We start from the raw sequence: 21,218 nt of genomic DNA, 5'->3' as shown, positions 1-21,218 counted from the left end.
TAAAGAACTCCTGTGCAGATAGTATTTTTATGCTTTTCCTCTACCTACAGAAAGCCATGTTACACAAACAAGCATAACTAATTGCCAAAAATCTAACGATGTACCAAACACGATAACTGAAATAACCATCGCTGTTAGCAATACTTGTCTCAACTTAAAAATAGCACAAAAACCACTGATTTGACTCCAATTGCAACAATTAGTCTCTAATGTAAATCCCCTATCAGCATTCCCCATCCGACAACAAGTAGTACGCTCCATTCTTTCACCATACGTGCAGGGTACAATGTGAGAAGGCAAAAGTAAAACCAACCGCTACTCCCGCAATAGGGCTTTACTACTGACTAACAAAAAATCAAATGAAGCGTTCGTTAGTAGGAGTCAAAGACCCATAAGTGTACCAATAATCCCTATCACTTGATATTTCGATGGCCATTTCTTTAAACTAAGAGAGACATAGGCAACTACAAATAACTGCAATAAGGTAAACCCACTGAAAATCAATATGTAAGTACTACTGCGAGCGATCAACGAATTGTTAACATAAAGGAGACTGTCAATAGCTTACGGTTAAGCAACTACTCCACAAAAGTCAGTTGCTCCCCATAAAATCGCAACCAAGACAATAATTACTATTTTTTATCCATTTCATACACTTCTAGCTTCCTATATATATACTAAAAAATGTTATTTTTCTTCAAATCTTTCCATGTTTTTCGTTAAAAAAGTCCCTATTTTTTTTATTATCAAATATTTACAATCATATTCATAATGACTAATTCCCGATAATTAACTATAATAATAGTATATATAGATTACTCAAGGAGATCGAATAATCATGAGTCATATGCATAAATCATTTACGATCGATGAACATTATTTAAATTCACTTCCTTTTCCTGCTATTGTCATGAATCAAGATGGACAAGTTATAAATTTGGGAGAGCTTGCTGAACAGCTATTTGATTTTTCAGTTACTACTATTAAAGAACATACTACTTCATTCATTCATGAAAATTTACTACGTCAGCTTTCATTAGAAACCTTTCAAGCCATTTTGCAGAATAATGACAGCACGTATATTAATCAAATTCAATTAAAAACGTATACAAATGAAGAAATTACAACAGCGCTACTAGCTAAACCATTTACTGAACAAGGAGAGCATTTCGTTCTTATGATGTTCATGCTACCAGAGTTAATGATTAATTCTGTCTCAAGTAGCAGCACTCTCGTAGACTTAAAACAAGGATTAGACTCGACATTTATGACAGTAACACTTGATCATGATGGGTTCATTTTAGAATGTAATAATGAATTTCTAAAAACGAGTCAATGGACACCAAAACGCGTGATTGGCAAAACACTTTGGCAGCTATTCCCTGAAAATAAAGAAAGTGAAAAGATCACAAATACCATCTGGCGGAATTTAAACAATGGCCAAACGTGGCAAGGTGAAGTCGAAAAAGTTACAAAAGCAGGTCAATCTTACTGGGTGCTACTAACGGCTATCCCAACATTTAATATTGAAACGAATGAGCAACAATTTTTTTTAATTGAAAAAGATATCACGAAGTCCAAGACAATACAACATCAGCTTGAAAAAATCGCTTATATCGATACAGAAACAGGTCTGATGAATGCGCATCGACTCGAAAAAGTGATTTCTAATATGATTGAGGATGAAAGAAACTTTTCTTTTGTCTATTTAAGTATTGATAAATTTTATACATTAAAAGAGTTACATGATCAGCAAATCGGTCAAAGTCTTATTGTAGAGTTTACAAATCGTATAAAAATGTACTTCCAAGATAGCACAATGGCACGTATTAACGAAAATGATTTTGTCGTTATTACACCATTAAGTGAATGGTTTATTCAAGGCTTCCTGTCTTACTTACAACAACATCCAATTTATAACAGTAATGTTGCTGTCCCTATTTCTATTAGTGGCGGAATTACACGTTATCCAGAGGATCAAACTACATTCTCCCAACTAATGAAGGCATCCATTGCTACTATTACAACTGTACGTGATGCAGGTGGCGATAAAGTCGTCTCACTATCCAAAGCAACACATAAAGCATTAAATCGTAAAGCTCTAATTGAAAAACGTTTACTTCAAGCTCTTGACCAAAAAAACCTAAAAGTTCTCTATCAGCCGCAAATTGATGTTAATACAGGTAAAATCACAGCTGTAGAAGCACTAGTTCGTTGGGAAGATGAAGTAATAGGCGTTGTCTCACCAGATGAGCTAATCCCAATTGCTGAGGAAACTGGTCTTATTAATAATATCGGTTCCTTTATGCTAGAAAAAGCTTGTGAACAGGCACTAATCTGGAAAAAAGCTGGTCTTGATTTAAAAGTATCCATTAACTCTTCTGTACGCGAATTCCGTGATAAAAACATGGCAAAGTCAATCCTTGGAACTTTGGCAAAAACCGGCTGTCCTGCAAGCCTTATTCAAATCGAAATTACTGAGAAATTTGCGTTAGAAGCAGAAGCTGCTACCTTTATCACACAGCAAATGCGTAAGCTTGAAAATGAAGGTATTGCCTTTATACTAGATGATTTCGGTACCGGATATGGTTCATTTAGATATATGCAAATTCTTCCAATAGATACATTGAAAATCGATAAAACATTTACAAGTTCTTTATTAAAATCTGAGAAAACCCAAAAGCTCATGAACGGTATGGTGCAACTCGGAAAATCTATGGAACTTAAAGTTGTCGCAGAAGGTGTCGAAACGGCTGAACAAGCGGATCTTTTAACTACTTATGGCTGTGATGCTATTCAAGGATACTATATTAGCAAACCGGTTCATGCAGAGGAAATTGAAGCATTACTAGTTAAATAGTTTATTTGAAAAAGGAGGTTACGTTTTAAACGTAACCTCCTTTTTTATATTTGTTCTATCCGCCGTGCTCATTCCTACATTTGATGTAGAACCTTATTTCTTATAGACCTTTTTGAATGTCGCTTTACTAGTACGTACAGAACGGAAAATAAGCTGTATTAGTACCTCTGCAAATACAAGTCCTATAACGATGGCACCTGTAATTAAAAATGCCTTTAATCCATACTGTAGCCCTTGTATATAATCATCCTCTACAATATTTCTCATTGCATTATAAGCCATACCTCCCGGAACTAACGGGATAATACCACCGACAATAAAAATAATCATTGGCATTTTGAAGCGCCGAGCATATAAATGAGAAACGATAGCAATTATGAAAGAACTAAAGAATGAGGCATATACTATATCCATGCCATGTTCTGTTAGGATGAAGTAAATCATCCAGCCTACTACCCCAACAAAACCACAATAAACTAGGTTTCTTCTAGGTACATTAAAAATAATTGCGATCCCTGCAGTCGCAAAAAAGCTAAGTATCAACTGTATGATATAGTCCATGTCATCTGCCTCCTAAAACGATAGAGTGACGGCAATAGCTGCACCGATTGCAAAAGCTGTTAAAAAGGCCTCTACGCCCTTTGCCATCCCTGACATAAAATGACCTGCTATTAAATCCCGAACTGCATTCGTAATCAAAATACCGGGTACTAGTGGCATAACGGAGCTAATAACAATTTTATCTATTTCCGTACCATGGCCATATTTCACTGAAAAGACAGCAATAGACCCTACTACTAATGAAGCTGTAAATTCTGCGAAAAATTTTACTTTTGTTAAATCATTTATCAATAAAAGCACTAGGAAGCCTAACCCCCCTGCTAAACAGGCAAAAAGGAAATCAGACCATCCTCCCTTAAACATTATAAGGAAACAACCACTCGCAAGAGCCGCTGATATGACTTGAATATATGTTGGTAAAAAATAATTTGTTTTTTGTATCGACTTTAGCTCGTCATAAGCTTCTTCTAATGTTATCATGTGAGATGTGAGTCTCCGAGATACTGAATTTACCAAGGCTATTTTTTGCAAATCTGTTAACCTGTTGGAAATTGATGTAATTCTCGTCGGCTGTGTCTTGCCTAACGAAAAGATGATCCCTGTAGGTGTAGCATAACATTGTGCATCTAGCATATTTTGAGAATGTGCCATGCGTAGCATTGTATCCTCCACACGGTATGTTTCTGCACCACTTTCAATCATAATTCGACCTGCAAGCAATAAGCAGTCAATCGTAAATTCATTATCCACTTCATGTAAAACCATTACAGTTATCTGCCTCCTTTAAAAGGTTCCTTGCCAATAGTATCGAACTGCAAATAAAAACTCAACTAAAAAATTTTTCAACTTTTAACCAAAGTACTTTGGCTTTCATATGCTGAAAATGGTAAGCTATTGAGTAATTTATTTATGAAGATGGGTTTCCCATAAATTGATAGCAAAACTTTATAGATTCGTATAACTTTTTCAAAGACTAACACGTCTGATTTTATAAGCAGTATAGAAAATTAAATAAGGAAAGGAGCGTATCCACCAAAATGCCGGAACGCAGAAAAAAACGCGGCCCAATGATTGATTTCCTATTAATTGGCCTCATCATTACATTAACAACTATTATTTTAGTCATTATCCTATCAAAGGATGACTTTAAGTTTCAAAAAATTAGTGCCTCTAAAGAGGAGAAAACTTCAGATTCAATAAAGAGTAACCTATCCACAGATAGCTCTGCGTTTCCAGGCATACGTATTGTAACAGATGTCTCTAATGATAAGCGAACTCCTTTTGCTATTCACTATCCAGAAACAGATAATAAAGCTTTTAATGATGCTGTATTACAGTACATAACGGATTCAAAGGAAAACTATCTGTCATCTATGAAAGAAAATAAAGATAAAGAGGTAATGGGTGAGCTTAATATTAGTTTTGAGACTTTCCCATATCAAAAGCATTACTATTCCTTTGTGCTAACAAAAATGTTGTATACAGGCGGTGCCAACCCAGAGGTTTCAACAAAAACATTCTTCATCAATCATGAAACTGGTGAACTAATTTCCATTAAAACATTGTTGAACAACGATAAAAACAACTTATCAGCCTTAGCTACTCATGTACGTAACGACTTACAACAAAATCTCAAGTTAAAGGATGAGCTTTTCAAGGATGATTTAGTAAAGTCAACTGAACCAAAGTGGTCTAACTTTAATCGCTTTGCTATAGTTGATGATTCGGTACAATTCTATTTTGATGAGTATGAGATTGCTAGCGGGGCAGCTGGTTCACCAATTGTGAAGCTCCCTTTATCACTTATCAATCCGTTGTTAGCTTCTGATTTCCAGATTGCTATGGAAAAGCCGGTAAAGCCAACTAATACAGGAGATCCAAACAAAAAGCGTATTGCCTTAACTTTTGATGATGGCCCACATCCAAAGGTAACAGAACAGATTTTAGATACGCTCGATAAATATCATGCCAAAGCTACCTTCTTTATGCTTGGTAGCCGTGTACAATATTATCCTGATATCGCTAGAGACGTTCTTGCAAGAGGACATGAAATAGGTAATCATTCATGGAACCATCCTGTATTAACAAAACTGTCACTAGAGTCGGCAGTAAATCAATACACATCTACAGTTGCGGAAATTGAAAAGGCTATTAATCAAAAGCCAACTGTATTTAGACCACCGTATGGAGCAACAAACGATACAATTAACGCTCAAATTCCAATTCCTGTTGTTTTATGGTCGATCGATACATTAGATTGGAAGTATCGCAATGCGCAACAGTTACTACCTAATGTCAAAAATAATTTACACAATAACGCCATTGTCTTAATGCATGATATTCATCAATCGACTGCCGATGGTCTTGATTCCGTGCTTGCTTATTTGCAAGGGCAAGGCTATGAATTCGTGACAGTATCAGAAATTCTTCCATATCGTCAAAAATAACCACAGAAAAAGTCCAATAAACCTTGAGTTTATTGGACTTTCTTTTGTTGAAAAACTTATTACATCAATGAACTTCGGCATAATGAGAGGTTGGCTACTCGACTTTATGCGAGACGAGCGCGAGCCGCTTCCTCCGCCATTGTTGCTGCCGCTTCGCTTTCGCACAGATATTAAACATTGTTGCTGTCGCTTCTTCAGGCGGTGGATGTCGATAAAAAGTGAAAGTTAGTAGATAAAATGCGAAAGTTAGTAGATAAAACTCAAAAGTTAGTAGATAAAACGCGAAAGTTAGTAGATAAAACGCGAAAGTTAGTAGATAAAACTCAAAAGTTGGGTGATAAACTAAAAAGTTGGATGTCATTTTGTTAAAACGTATGTCATGCGGATAAGAATCGGAGTGGAAGCTAGGCGATATAATAAAGTAAAAGGATTCACACACAGTTTTGTCCTTTTTGCTCTTCGGAAGGTAGATGTCGATAAAACTCATAAGTTGGGTGATATTTTATTAAAAACGTTTGTCATGTGAGTAAGCGACCATACGTTATTGTGATGAATTCATTTTTATATGAATACTTTGAAGATTTATCGGAACAAAACCTCATTTTATCGGAATATTTTCTCGTTTTATCGGAACAATTCCAGTTTCTCTTCAGCGCCACAGACGAGACCCTGCAGTAAAGTGAAGCGGCTCACCTAGCAGGAACGAAATTAGCCCCTCGCTGTGCAGATGAGCCTTGTTTTATAAGACACCTGAATTTCATTAACATAATAGTTTTTCAACAACGCGAAAAGTCCAATAAACTCCACCTTGAGTTTATTGGACTTTCTTTTTATTTTATCGTTAATGTATCAAGTGGTTTGAAGTCTGTTAGCTGATAGCTCTTTACTTCATTGTTCGCTACTGTATAAAGAGCGTCGTCTATATAGACTACTCTTTGTACACGCTGTTCCCAATTTTCGTACTGATCGCCAGTGCTTTTATTAACAATATTTCCTTTTAGGACGATTCCTTTATCTGAAGTGATTTCATAGATTTGTGCACCTTGACCTTTGTAGACGATTTCATCGCCCTTCCCTGCATCGTACAGGACAACTGGGAAACCGAAGTAATTGTATTCTTTATTGCGGAATAGCGCTTTAGGATTGTATTGGACTTCGGAGTACGAGCCTTCTCCACCGATTTTTACTGTTGATTGTTCCTTTGGATTTTTGAAATCTGAAACATCAAACAATGACATTTTCATATTAGTTGTGACCGTAAAATTACGCTTCGAATATGCATCATAGCGTTGCTCGGTGTCATAGCCGATGCCGATTAAATGTGTATCGTCTAGTGGATGCAAATAGTTACTAAAGCCTGGAATCTTTAGCTCACCTAGCACAGTTGGCTTTTTTGGATTTGCGACATCAATAACAAACAGCGGATCCACTTGCTTAAATGTTACTACATATGCTTTTTCGCCCATAAAGCGTGCAGAATACACTTTTTCACCAGGAGCTAAATCTTTTACTGCACCGAGCTCTTGTAAATTTTTATCGAAAATAAATAGGTGGTTTCGTGATATTTTTTGTTCATCCCACGCATTTCCTTCAGTTGTAACGATACGAAAATTGCCTTCATACTCATCCATTGAGTATTGATTTAACACTGAGCCTTTTACTTCCGTTGTACCCACAAAATTCATGGCAGTTCCATCAACATTCCATTTAAAAACTTGTGTATTAGTTGTTCTTGGCATCCAGATCATATCCATCATGCGACCAGTAGCAGGTACTGGATTTCCATCATAAATTGGTGTTGTTAAATAAAGTGCATTCTCCGACATATAAAGCCCGCTACTACCTCCTAAGTATCCCTTAGTGTTCGCAGTTGTCTTTGCACCATTTTTTAAATCCACAGTTGTAATTAAGCTATATGTTCCATCCATTGTATTTGGTAAAATAGAAATTTTCTCTAGGGGTAAACTTTTGTACTCATTTCCTTCTACACTATCAAATGTTTTCGGTTTTAAATCCGGCGTTTTTTGCTCTCTAAGCATCCAATAATTCGGATACATATTACCGATTAAATATAATGTGTCATTTGTAATTCGAATATCTTGTAAATACCCCTCTTGCCCCACTTCACGTATGAGCTTCGGATTCTTTGGGTTTGAAATATCATACAAAGTAGCTGTCGACATGCTTGAGCCTACTTTTTCTAAATATTCATCCCCAATCACTATTAATAAATTTTCATATAATGCTAGCTTCGAAATATATTGTGACTCCTTCAGCTTGATTGTTGTCGCTAGCTTTAAATTTTTTGGATCTTTAGCATCTACTACAGTAATGCCTTGATCTTTTACAGCATAAATAAAGCCATCTTTGACAACAACTATATCGCCTTCCTCCACTCCTTCGACTTGATTATTCGTTGTAGAGGATTTGTCTGCACTCGCCTTGTCATCGCTCTTTGCCAATTCTACGGTTGCCTCATTCAGTTCTTTTTGTGAGTTAGCTAAAAGTGTTTCGAAATATTGTTGTAGTTCTTGTTCTGATTTTACAGCTTCAAGCTTTTCAATGATGGTAAATGCTATTACTTGCGATGTTGTTTTAGGCCCATCTAGTACAAACGCTTCTTTTTTCACATGTAATTTATAGCTTCCAGGTACTAAATCGCTTACGATCATTGTCTTTTTATCTTCCCCCATTGTTACCGTCGCTGCTACCTTTTGATTTTTGCTATTTGTTACGAAAACATTCGCTATCGCGTTTTCTTTTAGTGCCTCAGTAAAGGATACTTGCCAGCTATGAGTTGTCATACTCGCACTCGCTGTCTGCGCCTCTACTTTTGGGGTCGACATCAGCATAAAAATTCCTGGCAACATAGCTAGTACGGCGATGAGTGAAATTGCTACCCACTTCTTTTTCATTAATTTACCTACCTTTCATAATTTCGTTTATTAATTAGACTACCAAAGAATAGGAAAGTTACATTATTCCGAATTTTTTCTCAATAAAAAAACGAGAGGAAGTGAATCCCTCTCGGCTTATAATTACGAGCAGCAGCTAATGTATTCTACGTTAGCGGTTGCTCTTTTTTATGGTTAGACACTTGATTATGGTTTGCATTAAAGAGATTAGATCAACCTCTACTAATTAAAAATATAATTATTGTACATTTACTGTATATGTCCCGTTTTCATTATCAAATTTATAAATATATAAATAATACTTTCCTGGTTTCGCAGTAAATTTACCTTTTATAACATTTCCATCTTCCTGCCCATAGGATGCATAATTTTGCATATCAGACTCATGAAGAAGCACCCATGTCATTCCGATTTGATTTTCATTTACGACAGAAATATCTATTTCTTTTGGAGACGTAACATCGAATGTGTATACATCCGTATGATCATCATCAATCAAACTACCTTTTAGGGGCATATTAAGTGGAATCATTTCCGCTTCTTCTGGATTATTATTTGGTTCTATATCTGTTTTTGCTTCATTTTGTACATTTACTGTATATGTCCCATTTTCATTATCAAATTTATAAATATATAAATAATACTTTCCTGGTTCTGCAGTAAGTTTACCTTTTATACTATTTCCATCTTCCTGTCCAAATGATACGTAGTTTTGCATATCTGACTCATGATAAAGCACCCATGTCATTCCAATTTGATTTTCATTTAAGACAGAAATATCTATTTCTTCCGGAGACGTAACATCAAATGTGTATACATCCGTATCATTATCATCAATTAAACTACCTTTTAGGGGCGTATTAAATGGAATTATCTTGGCTTCTTCTGGATGATTATTCTCTGTTTGTTCTCCTTTCAGTACAGTTACAATTGCATGATCCTTACTTTCTATTCCCTTATTATTTTTCACTGTTAATGTCACATTATATGTGCCTTCTTTTTCGAATACATGAGTAGGATTTGCCTCTTCACTTGTTTTTCCATCACCAAAATCCCAAAGGTAAGAAACTATTTCTCCATCCTTATCTTTTGAACCATCGCTCTTGAACTGGATTTCTTCATTTTCGATTCCAGCATATGGACCATTTATATTTACAATAGGCGCTTGATGATCTCCTTCATCCGTCGCAATGCCGTGGAAAACAATATCATATTCAAACTGGTTTGCTGCATTCACACGGTAGTTTACAAAATACGCTGTCACTGTTTTATAGCCGCTCCACTCTTTTTGCGATAGTTGATCCAGTACTTGGTTCACTTGTTCACTCATCGTTTTCCAGTCTTTAGATTCACCCTTTGCTTCACTACCTACATACGTACCTTCGACTGTAAATGTATTAAAAAACTGAGACTTATGTTTTGTAATTTTTGCATCTTTTACGTTAGCAACATCGGCAATTTCTTGTACTACTTCATTTAACGCTTTTGGTTCATGTTTCACTAAATAATCTTCTGATACTTGTGGCACTTCGTATTTTTCTTGATTATCAATCAATTGCTGCATATACGCTTGGTATTCCGAATTCAGTTGTGGATCTTTGCTTAATACGTCGCGATACGCATCATAATTTTTCACATCGTTCGCACGAATTAAATCTTGAATCTTAACAAATGTATCAAATTGATGATTATACATATAAGATTGCAGTGCAAATGAATAATTATAAAAATCCCACGATCCATATTTTGCAAACATTGTTTGTTCAGCGGTGTAGCGTTGTGATGGTTCATATGATAATCCACTAATAATACTATTACGTGGAACTACATCATTTGTACGTGTTGATCCTGCAAAGAATTCTGCATTTCCTTCCTGGAACCATGTAAGCCGTTCATTTTGATACATATCTCCTGTTCCGAATAAACCAGGAACCTCGTATCTTCCCTGTAAATAATGTGTAAATTCATGGCGGAACAACTCTTCTAAACTATAAATACTTTGTTCCGACGTACGTTCATATGTAAAGAATGTTCCCTTCTCTTCAATATAAATACCACCATTATTTGTTTCATACCCGTACAATTGACGATTTAATCGATATTGATCTGGAGAGTCATAAATTACAACTGTTAATACATCGTCAGCATTACCTGGTTCTAATGCTTTATCATTCCCAATTACACGGTGATATTGTGCTTTTACTTCTTTTGCAGCCCAGTATAATCTTTGAATTTTGTCTTCTGTTACGTTTTCTCCCGTCTTAAATACAATCGATCCATTATCAAAAGTATATGTTTTCGGTAAATACTGCTTCTTTCCCTCTTCACGCATTTTCTGTAAATCTACTGTATTGCCACTATAGTCTTTTCCACCATAATTTGTAGTAAGTTGCTCTACTGCCACAAAATAAGCTTCACTTAAATATGGATACATACGCAATGCTTGTGTAACAACTTCTAAACCTTTATCTGGATTACTATGGAATCCTCCTAAACGCCCTGCATAATAAATGCCATTATTGATTAACCAACTATTGCTATCTGTAACATTATGTATAAGAGCAATTTTATTCACTTCATTGATGAAACTATCAATCTTTCCATACCACATCGTCGTATTAGCTTCTTTACCTGTCTCATGCAAATACGACTGCAAATCATAATCAATTCCATGTATTAAATCATAGATAACTTGCCCTTTTAAAGAATCGCTTTCATATGTAGAGAGATTTTCGTTATACTGTTTTAAAATCTTCGCAGCATACTGAACTGTTTCTGCATCACTAGAAGCATTACCTATTAATTTCCCATAGGCGGATACTACTTTATCTTGCTCATCTGTACCAAGTTCAAAATTCGGATTTTTAGCCATTTCCTTTAATGCTGGTAAACACTTATCATGGAAACTTCTCTCATTTAAATACCCTAGTTCCTTATTATAAAATCCAACATAAAAAGCAGAACGCAATAGCTCAACAAATGTTTCAATACCCTTTGAATCATCTTTCGTAAAAGAACTTCCTCTTTTCCCTAACTCATTGATGATAACTTGCATGCGTTCTTTATTTTGATAAAAAGCTTTTGTTTCATCATTGAATTGGAATAGGTCTGTAATTTGATACCAGCGAATATTTCCTAGCGTATCAATTAGCTCACTATTGCTCATTCTATAAAGCTCTTCCATCGAGTACTTTTCCTGCAATTGCTTCGTTTCAGCAAGTTTTATTGTTGGAGCTGGGTGTTCCGAAAAATCTCCAATTTCCAAACGTTTTTCAAATGATAATGTTTCATCAGCCGTTGTAGAATGTGCAATTTCATCTTTCGGAGTATCTATGCCAACAGGCTTCATTTGTAATACATTATAAGGCGTTTTTTCTGCTGCTGATACTTCCGCTTGTAATGCTCCAAACGACAGTGCCATTGTACTTACTCCAATTAACACTTGATTGAGTTTTAATTTCTTTTTCATAACAATCCCTCCTATAGTACTATTATTAAACAATGGTAATATATTGATTATTTGGAACTATATAGCCCATCTAAAAATAACATATTATGTGAATAAAGCAACATAAATTGTAATTTATAGTAATATTTGCTTGTATAATTTGAACACTAAGACACAATTAGACCATAAAGTCATTCTTTAACATAAAAAAAGAACCCGAAATTCGGATCCCTAACTAGAAAGCAACTGCATCATTTAGACTCTCTGCGGCCACTACAGACTACTTAACAGTAAAAAGCCGATTATCCCTTTAACGTTTAGGAAATCGGCTTTTCTTTATGAATTTTACATTTGTAGGTGCTACCCCCGAAAGAAGTTAGAAGAAACAAGTCTAATTAACTTCGAATCAATCAATAAAGTCTTAATAAAACGTTTACTCTTCAAACGGCCATTTTGGTAGCATTTTTGCCAATGACTTATCTTGGCGTTTTCCTAATACATAGTCAGCCTGCATAATCGTATGAATCTCCCGCGTACCTTCATAAATAACCGGTGCTTTCGAGTTACGTAAATAACGAGCGACCGGATATTCATCCGAATAACCATATGCTCCATGAATTTGGACAGCATCATCCGCAGCTTTATTGGCAAAATCACAAGCTTGCCACTTTGCTAATGATGTCTCTCGCGTATTGCGTACACCTTTGTTTTTCAACTCTCCAACTCGATATACAAGTAGGCGACTCATTTGATAGCCCGCTTCCATTTTGGCAATCATTTGCCCTACTAGCTGGTGCTCGCCAATAGGTTTACCAAATGTTTCGCGTTCATGACAGTATTTCACACTCGCCTCGAGACACGCTTGAATAAGACCGACAGCACCTGCCGCTACTGTAAAACGACCATTATCTAACGCAGACATGGCAATTTTAAAGCCTTCTCCCTCTTCTCCAAGGCGATTCTCTGCAGGTATACGTAGATTTTCGAAAAAGAGCTCGCCCGTATTACCAGCACGAATACCGTATTTACCTTTAATGGCCTTCGATGTAAAGCCCGCCATGGAACGCTCTACGATAAATGCACTAATGCCATGATGTTTTTTCGATTTATCAGTGTAGGCAAAAACGATAAAATGGTCAGCTAGATCACATAAGGAAATCCATGTTTTCTGTCCATTTAACACGTAAAAATCTCCATCCCTTACAGCGGTGGTAGACATTGCAGCTACATCTGACCCTGCTCCGGGCTCTGTTAAACCAAATGCCCCAATCCGAACTCCTTTTGCCTGTGGAATAAGATATTGCTGTTTTTGAGCCTCTGTTCCCCATTGCATTAAAGTCATGCTATTCAAGCCTGTATGAACGGAAACAGCTGTGCGAAACGCTGTATCTCCACGTTCAAGTTCTTCACAAACGATGGCAAGTGCATTGTAATCCATCCCACTGCCACCGTATTGTTCTGGTACACAAACACCCATTAAGCCAAGCTCAGCAAGTCTTGACCAAATCTTCGGATCGAAGCCACCCTCTGCATCCCACTTCGCAATATGTGGAATAATCTCGGCATCCACAAACTGTCGTACTGTTTTACGTAACATTTCCTGCTCGGTGGTAAATTCGAAATTCATGACCACGCACCTACCATTTCACGATCATTGCAGATATGTGAGACGTCTCCTTAATGACAACACCACGTTTTGCCATCTCTTGAATATAAATATCGCCCGGTACAATTGATTCAGGTGCAAATACACCGCGCTCTGTAATTTTATTTTCCCCAATCATTTGAGCAACGACAGAAATTGTATTTGCTGTTGCCCGAGCCATAGCCGTTTCATTAATTGTCATATCTTTACGCACAACCATTTCGAACTCATAAGTCACTTGTTGTTGCGCTTTTTCACCCGCTACAATTACGCGCAGCAGCACTGCATCTGGTTTTGTACCAAGCTCAAGTTTCTTTTTAAGTGCCTCACGAACAACTGGGCGCACAGAAACTTCTTGATCTTCTACCTCTACTTTATTACTAGCATCGAGGAATCCTAAATCTGCTAATAGCTTAAACTTCTCAGCATGTCCTTTATAACGAATCGTTTTATATTCTAGTGTTTGGACATTTGGGAATGTCTTATCCAACGTCGATATACCGCCAGATGTATAAAATGCCTCAAGCACACCAAAATCTTTGAAATAAATAGGTTCAACGCCTGATAACGACGGAACTTCTTGAAGTTTACCTTTTAGAATCACTTTTGATGGCTCTGTGTAATGATCAAAGACACCATCTAGAGAAAATACTCGCGTATAGTGAAGAGGTGGCTTCGGCTCTGTAGGAATACCGCCTACAAATAGTTTAATAGATTCTACCTCATCTAATTTCGAAGCACCGTAACCCGCTAAAATGTTGACCATACCTGGAGCAACACCCAAGTCCGGAATAATGGTTACACCTTTTGCCTTTGCCTCTTCGTCAAGATCTAATATTTTTTCAGTTACACCGCCAATATGACCACCTAAATCCACGGAATGGACACCAGCCGCGATTGCCGCTCTTGCCACACGCTCATTAAAGGAATAGAATAATGCATTAACGACTACATTGCCTTTTGAGATAACCTCCATTAACGAGTCATCGCGCTCAGCATGAAGCTCTACAACCTCAATCTTATCTGTATTTAGCGAGTCCACAAAGTTCTGCGCTAAATTCACGTCAATATCCCCTAAAAATACACGTTCCACATTGCTATTTTTTATTAAATCACGAGCTACCTCTTTCCCCATTAAACCTGCACCTAATACAACAACTTTCATCAAGAACATCCCCTTTCATTGATCTGTTATTCTGTATCGATTTGTGCTCTTTGTAATTTACCGCTATAGTCTACATAAATACTTTTCCATTCTGTATAGACATCTAAGGCAGCTACACCCGAGTCGCGGTGACCGTTCCCCGTGCCTTTTGTGCCGCCAAATGGTAAATGGATTTCAGCACCTGTTGTGCCAGCATTCACATAAACAATACCTGTATCTAAATCTCGTTGTGCGCGGAAAATCGTATTCACATCTTGTGAGAAAATTGAACTGGATAAGCCAAATTTTACGCCATTGTTTACTTCGATTGCTTCATCCAAACTTGCTACTTCAATTAAAGAAACGACCGGACCAAAGATTTCTTCCTGTGCAATAATCATGTCAGGCTTCACGTTGGTAAATAGTGTAGGCTCATAATAAACCCCTTTATCATAAGGAGGCTCAGATAAAATTCTACCTCCAGCTAACAACGTCGCCCCTTCTTGTTTACCGATTTGCACATAGTGATTAATCTTTTCCAATGCGGCTTTGTTAATCACAGGTCCGATTTTCACACTTACATCCAAACCGTCCCCAATTGTTAGCTTTTGCATTTCGTCTAATAGACGTTTTTCTAGTTCTTCTCTTACATCTTTATGCACAATCACGCGACTACATGCTGTACATCTTTGTCCAGCAGTGCCAAATGCACTCCATAAAATGCCTTCAGTGGCTAGCTGTAAATCGGCATCATCCATAACTATGACTGCATTTTTCCCGCCCATCTCTAATGAAATCTTCTTCAGGTGTTTACCACCTAGCTCTGCTACCTTACTGCCTGTTGTTGTAGAGCCAGTAAATGAGATGACCTTGACGTCTGGATGTTCAATCAATGCTGTTCCAACTGTTGGCCCTGAACCAAAGACGATATTTGCTACCCCACCTGGTAAGCCAACCTCTTCAAAAATTTTGCCCATTTCATAAGCCATCATTGGTGTCTCATTAGACGGCTTCCAAATGAACGTATTGCCAGCAACTATTGCAGGGAATGACTTCCAAGTAGCAATAGCTACAGGGAAATTCCACGGAGTTATTAAACCTACAACGCCAATTGGTGCCCGTACACTCATGGCAAATTTATTAGCTAGCTCTGACGGTGTTGTCTCCCCAAATAACCGTCGCCCTTCACCAGCCATATAATAGGCCATGTCGATCCCTTCCTGTACTTCACCTCTAGCTTCTTCAATAACCTTCCCCATCTCTTTTGTTAAAACGGTCGCCAAATGTTCCTTCTTTTCTTTCATTTTCTGACCGATGGCATATAAATAGTCAGCACGTTTAGGTGCAGGTACTAATGCCCAGATTTTTTGTGCATTTTTTGCAACCGCTACCGCTTCATCTACCTCACTTGCAGTAGATAGCGGTATTGTAGCTAGCTGCTCCCCATTAGCAGGGTTGGTCACTACTATACTTTGTAAATGCGAATGTGTTACCCATTCACCGCCGATATAGTTTTTGATTTCCACTACATACACCCCCTGAACTATCTATTGTGCCTCTGCCTCATTGTTACCAATTGCATTGCTTTCAGACAGATATCATCTATTACTCTATAGTATATAGAAATAGATGTGTCAAAATTCCGAATTTTTAATATATAGATGTCTAAAGAACCTTTTGGATTAATAACATCGGTGACAATTGTCAGAGGCTTTATTTTCTTTAGCTGAACATTGATGTCATCTTTTGTGAGCAACCAATTATGCCTTGGCATAATTGCGTCCGGAGGCTTTAACTTCTTTTAGCAGGATGTTTGACACTCACTAAAAGAAGTTAAAACAATCACAAATTTCCAGCTGAATGAAAATAAAAAATACTTATTCTAGTGTTTTATATTCGACATTTACTATCTTATTCCCTTTTTTTCTAAGATATTTAATTATGTGATGAAACTAATACAACTTATAATCGTATATAATAACAAAATATTTTTTGGAGGAATCCTTTATGAATAATCACGAAATTGACTACAAATTATATGGCGACGATATGCAATATGTGGAAGTTGAGCTTGACCCTCAAGAAACAGTAGTAGCTGAAGCTGGTGCTTTAATGATGATGGATGATTCTATCCATATGGAAACGATCTTTGGCGATGGTTCAAGAGGAAGCCTAGAAAGTGGTCTTATGGGTAAATTATTTGGAGCTGGAAAACGTCTAATTACAGGTGAAAGTTTATTTATGACGACATTTACGAACGTTGGTTCAGGTAAACGCCATGTGTATTTTGCTTCTCCATACCCTGGTAAGATTATTCCAATGGATTTAAGCCAAATGAACGGAAAGATTATTTGTCAAAAAGATGCATTTTTAGCTGCTGCTAAAGGAGTGTCAATCGGTGTTGAATTCCAGAGAAAAATCGGTGTTGGCTTCTTTGGTGGTGAAGGCTTCATTATGCAAAAGCTAGAAGGAGACGGCATGGCTTTTGTACATGCAGGTGGCACTATTCACGAAAAGACTCTAGCACCCGGTGAAGTATTACGTGTTGATACAGGCTGTTTAGTTGCTATGACATCTGATGTAGATTACGATATCGAGATGGTCAAGGGCGTAAAAACTGCATTATTTGGCGGTGAAGGTATCTTCTTCGCTACTTTAAAGGGTCCGGGTAAAGTATGGATTCAATCATTACCATTTAGCCGTTTAGCAAGCCGCGTCTTCGCTGCAGCACCAATTTCTCAAGGCAGTGGCGGTCAATCTAAAGGTGAAGGTGGCATTGGCGGTTTATTTGATATGTTTAATAAATAATGGGCGCTATTTATTTAAGGAGCACATCTAATTACGATGTGCCCCTTTTCTTATTACAGCTGATTTAAACCATTTATTCCGAACACAAACAAGTCTTATTGCAAAAGATACTCATACTCCTATATCTTCGGTGTTATTAATCTATTCGATTCGTTACAGCCTTACCTTGCCCATATGCGGTAAGCTCTTTAACGTTCAGCATCAGCATTGCAGTTCTAGTTTGAAGCGAGGCACTGCCGATATGTGGAAGTGCTACAACATTAGGAAGTGTCAACAATGGATGATCCAACGCAATAGGCTCTTGCTCAAAGACATCTAAGCCTGCTGCCCACAGCTTACCACTTGTTAAAGTTTCATAAAGTGCGTTCTCATCGATAATGCCACCACGTGATGCATTAATTAATACCGCGTCATCCTTCATTAAAGCAAGTTCTTCTGCGCCTATAAGTCCTACCGTATCATTGTTAAAAGGTGTCATAATAACAACAAAATCCGATTGTTTTAAAAGATCCTCCAACGATACATACTGAAAGCCATACATTTCTTCTACCTCATGGCGACGTCTACGATTGTTATATAAAATTTTCATATCAAAACCTTTTGCTCGTCTAGCAACAGCTTGGCCAATACGTCCCATACCAATAATTCCTACAGTGGAACCTGAAACATCTTTACCTACTAATTGCATCGGATACCAGCTTTTCCATTTACCCTCACGCAAATATCGTTCACTTTCCGGAATTCTTCGAGCAGTCGCAAGCAATAATCCCCACACTAAATCTGCAGTCGTATTTGTTAAAACGCCCGGAGTATTAGTCGCCATTATTCCACGCTTACGCAAAGCTTTGACATCAATATTATTGTATCCAACAGCTAAATTAGTCACGAGTTTTAGATTGGGTGCGTGTAATAATAACTCTTCATCGACTTGATCAGCAAGCGTTACCCACAATACTTCACAATCTGCAACAGCTGCCAATAGTTTTTCCCGTGGTATAACAATTTCCTCCTCCTCCCATTGTTCGATATCATAATACTCTTTCAACGGTTCAACTATATGCGCTGGGAACTTTCGTGTAATAAATAATTTCTTTTTCATATTCCGAACACCCCTCAATTCAATTCGCCTATAGCGTAACACTTAGAACGCTCATTTTCTAGGGATTTCTTATCTTTGCGTATTTGAAGCTTTATCTTTCTATCACTCTACAAACTTCATCCTTCTATTTATTGTTTTATCCTTCAGAAAGGCGATTTTGTCCTATTATTTATGAAAAATAAAACTAGGCTTATCAGTTGTGGATGGCATTTTATTTAAAAGGTTTGTTCATGAGGCTAAGTTGATAGCGCCCAGTGAACGGAAACTCGCTATGGTAATAGGCCATACAAGTGTTTCTAATGAAATGGTTAGGAATAACATTTTGTTAAACGTATGCCATGTAAATAGGTTGATTGGAGTGGAGGATGGGCGACTCCTCGGGGATTAGTGTCACAGATGAGACCCTGCAGCGAAGCGAAGCGGCTCATCAGACACCCCCAGGAAAGCGCCCATCCGGAACGGAAATCAACCCCTCACTATGGTAATAATCAAAAAACTATGCACAGACTTTATGCATAGTCGTTAAAAATCTCTAATTGTTGTATCTAATCGATTGGCAATTTGTTTTAATTCCTCGGAAGATTCCCCAATCGTTTCTATAATTTCTGCCAGTTCCGTTATTTTCAATCCGACGTTTTGGAAGTTTGAGATAGAACCGTTTACTGAGCCAGATATTGCATCGAAGGCTTTTAAAGATTCCTCATTTTGCTCGATACTATTGTTCACCAGTTCTTGAATCTCATGAATTGCTTGAACAACTTGTTGTGTAATTCCATTAGACATAGTTATGAGATCCGCAATTTGTTCAACCGAAGTTTTCGTCTGGTCTGCAAGCTTACGAACTTCGCTCGCCACGACCGCAAAGCCTTTTCCATGCTCTCCTGCTCGTGCAGCCTCAATAGCCGAATTTAACGCGAGTAAATTTGTTTGACCAGAAATATTTTTTACTATTTCAATAACAGCATTAATTTTGGAGGAAGAATGATCTAATTGCTCCACCATACCCGACATTTCAACTGTCTTATGATGAACTTTTCCTGTTTGCTCATTAATTAATATTATTTTAGAATAACCTTCAGACGATACCTCTTGCATTGTTTTTGCCTCATCGATACTTTCCTTCAAGTATTCATTCACTTCCTTGGCGTTATAAACAAGTTCGGTTACTGTTTCATTGGTACTATGAGATTGAGTTTCTAGCTGCGTAGATATTCCACCTATAATTTCCTTCACATGTGCTCGAACACTATCCTGTTGCTTCTCCATTAATGTATTAGCATAATTATCATATTCCTCTAAGACAATCTGTTGTTCGAAATTACAGATTTTACTGATAGCATCACAAAACTTTTCTTCTTCGTCCCTCGATAATTGAAGCTTATAAACAATCTTTCTTAAAAATTTTTCAAGGTTTTGAAAGGCTGCTAAATACCACTTAGGATACAAGTTAATCTTCACATGCATTTTCGCTACTCGCCTTCTCTTTTCCAAAAATGCATCGTCTATACGCCCTTCGAACATTTCTATAATATGATGGCGTAATGTTTGTCGTAACTTCTCACTAGAGCTATACTTTTCAATAACCTCACGTAATGCTGGCACACTCTCAATCGCATGATAAAATGCTGCTACTACCTCTTCAACATTTCGTTCAATATACGGTTTTAAACTTCTAATTAATCGCAAATCTTCTCTAGTTAAATTTACTAGATTTAACTGTAGTAAACGTTCCTGATCTTGAATAATAACCCCTATACTTGATTCATCAGTAATCTCAATTGTATTCTTCTTAGACTTATTTCCAATTTGAAACAATTTATCCACCCCGTTGTGTCTATGTCTATTCTACCGAATATAATCCGAAAACAAAAAACTCTCTGAATTCAATTATAAGTTCTTTACAACTGTAATGACAATATATAGGTGAAAAAATCTGTTTTGCAATAAGCAATAAATCATACTGAACAATACTTATAACCATGTATTTCTTCTTAATTTGAGCAATTATACCACGGAAAAATTGCCGCTTTCGCGCAGTCCGGAATCCGCTTTGTGCTTTGGCTAGCATGAGGGCCGACACGATGTCGGTCATATTCCTCTATTTTAGCGGATGTCTTTTGTACCGAAAGCGTAGCGACAGGTACGGATGTTTGTACACCGCTGAAAGAAGTTAAAAAAAGCCACTCATTCTGTAATATAAAGTGTACCCTTTGTAAAGGACATTTTGAAAAAAAGCTAAGCAACCTTTTGAAGCTGCTGTCTGTATTTTGCAGGCGGCAGCTTTTTCAAGT

11 protein-coding genes and 3 pseudogenes are annotated in these 21,218 nt (G+C 37.1%); 3 read left to right on the top strand and 11 right to left on the bottom strand.

Translation table 11 applies throughout. The features are described 5' to 3' along the window. Window positions 1–27: 27 nt before the first annotated feature. A pseudogene (locus ACIQ7T_RS26205) lies at window positions 28–474 on the bottom strand (DMT family transporter); the annotation flags it as partial. 364 nt (window positions 475–838) lie between these two features. Between ACIQ7T_RS26205 and ACIQ7T_RS26200 the strand changes: the two are divergent. Beyond that, a complete protein-coding gene (locus ACIQ7T_RS26200; protein WP_370082390.1) occupies window positions 839–2,860 on the top strand; it encodes an EAL domain-containing protein in 2,022 nt (673 codons plus the stop codon). A gap of 93 nt (window positions 2,861–2,953) precedes the next feature. On the opposite strand, the gene ACIQ7T_RS26195 is transcribed toward ACIQ7T_RS26200, so the two are convergent. Further along, window positions 2,954–3,421, bottom strand: a complete 468-nt coding sequence (locus tag ACIQ7T_RS26195; RefSeq protein WP_370082392.1) for a threonine/serine exporter family protein — start codon at window positions 3,419–3,421, stop codon at window positions 2,954–2,956. Window positions 3,422–3,433: 12 nt separating this feature from the next. Further along, a complete protein-coding gene (locus tag ACIQ7T_RS26190; RefSeq protein ID WP_370082394.1) occupies window positions 3,434–4,186 on the bottom strand; it encodes a threonine/serine exporter family protein in 753 nt (250 codons plus the stop codon). A gap of 272 nt (window positions 4,187–4,458) precedes the next feature. Here ACIQ7T_RS26190 and ACIQ7T_RS26185 point away from each other — a divergent pair, with 272 nt between their 5' ends. Beyond that, window positions 4,459–5,868 carry a polysaccharide deacetylase family protein gene (locus ACIQ7T_RS26185; RefSeq protein ID WP_370082396.1) on the top strand — a complete coding sequence of 470 codons (1,410 nt, stop codon included), beginning with the start codon at window positions 4,459–4,461 and terminating at the stop codon, window positions 5,866–5,868. Between the two features lie 830 nt (window positions 5,869–6,698). Here the strand turns inward: ACIQ7T_RS26185 and ACIQ7T_RS26180 are convergent. The 6 genes and pseudogenes from ACIQ7T_RS26180 to ACIQ7T_RS26155 form a co-directional block, all read right to left on the bottom strand. Beyond that, window positions 6,699–8,783 (bottom strand): beta-propeller domain-containing protein, encoded by a 2,085-nt coding sequence (locus tag ACIQ7T_RS26180; protein WP_402874804.1) that lies wholly within the window; start codon window positions 8,781–8,783, stop codon window positions 6,699–6,701. Window positions 8,784–9,021: 238 nt separating this feature from the next. After that, window positions 9,022–9,354 (bottom strand): annotated as a pseudogene (locus tag ACIQ7T_RS26175) (PPC domain-containing protein); the annotation flags it as partial. A 12-nt stretch (window positions 9,355–9,366) separates the two neighbouring features. Beyond that, window positions 9,367–12,252, bottom strand: a pseudogene (locus ACIQ7T_RS26170) (collagenase); the annotation flags it as partial. Window positions 12,253–12,664: 412 nt separating this feature from the next. Beyond that, window positions 12,665–13,858, bottom strand: a complete 1,194-nt coding sequence (locus ACIQ7T_RS26165; RefSeq protein ID WP_402874801.1) for an acyl-CoA dehydrogenase family protein — start codon at window positions 13,856–13,858, stop codon at window positions 12,665–12,667. Between the two features lie 10 nt (window positions 13,859–13,868). Next, window positions 13,869–15,041 (bottom strand): saccharopine dehydrogenase family protein, encoded by a 1,173-nt coding sequence (locus ACIQ7T_RS26160; protein WP_370082404.1) that lies wholly within the window; start codon window positions 15,039–15,041, stop codon window positions 13,869–13,871. A gap of 26 nt (window positions 15,042–15,067) precedes the next feature. Beyond that, window positions 15,068–16,546, bottom strand: coding sequence for an aldehyde dehydrogenase family protein (locus ACIQ7T_RS26155; RefSeq protein WP_370082406.1), 1,479 nt, complete (start codon window positions 16,544–16,546; stop codon window positions 15,068–15,070). A gap of 481 nt (window positions 16,547–17,027) precedes the next feature. Between ACIQ7T_RS26155 and ACIQ7T_RS26150 the strand changes: the two genes are divergently transcribed. Further along, window positions 17,028–17,828 carry a TIGR00266 family protein gene (locus ACIQ7T_RS26150; protein ID WP_402874797.1) on the top strand — a complete coding sequence of 267 codons (801 nt, stop codon included), beginning with the start codon at window positions 17,028–17,030 and terminating at the stop codon, window positions 17,826–17,828. Between the two features lie 136 nt (window positions 17,829–17,964). On the opposite strand, the gene ACIQ7T_RS26145 is transcribed toward ACIQ7T_RS26150, so the two are convergent. Together ACIQ7T_RS26145 and ACIQ7T_RS26140 are read right to left on the bottom strand one after the other, a co-directional pair. Further along, window positions 17,965–18,927 carry a 2-hydroxyacid dehydrogenase gene (locus ACIQ7T_RS26145; protein WP_402874794.1) on the bottom strand — a complete coding sequence of 321 codons (963 nt, stop codon included), beginning with the start codon at window positions 18,925–18,927 and terminating at the stop codon, window positions 17,965–17,967. Between the two features lie 522 nt (window positions 18,928–19,449). Beyond that, window positions 19,450–20,751, bottom strand: a complete 1,302-nt coding sequence (locus ACIQ7T_RS26140) for a protoglobin domain-containing protein (protein WP_402874791.1) — start codon at window positions 20,749–20,751, stop codon at window positions 19,450–19,452. Between the last annotated feature and the right edge of the window lie 467 nt (window positions 20,752–21,218).

The sequence above is a fragment of the Lysinibacillus sp. NPDC096212 genome, from assembly GCF_044763105.1.
In the GTDB taxonomy this organism is placed as follows: Bacteria; Bacillota; Bacilli; order Bacillales_A; family Planococcaceae; genus Lysinibacillus.
This window is presented reverse-complemented; position numbering and strand designations above follow the sequence as displayed.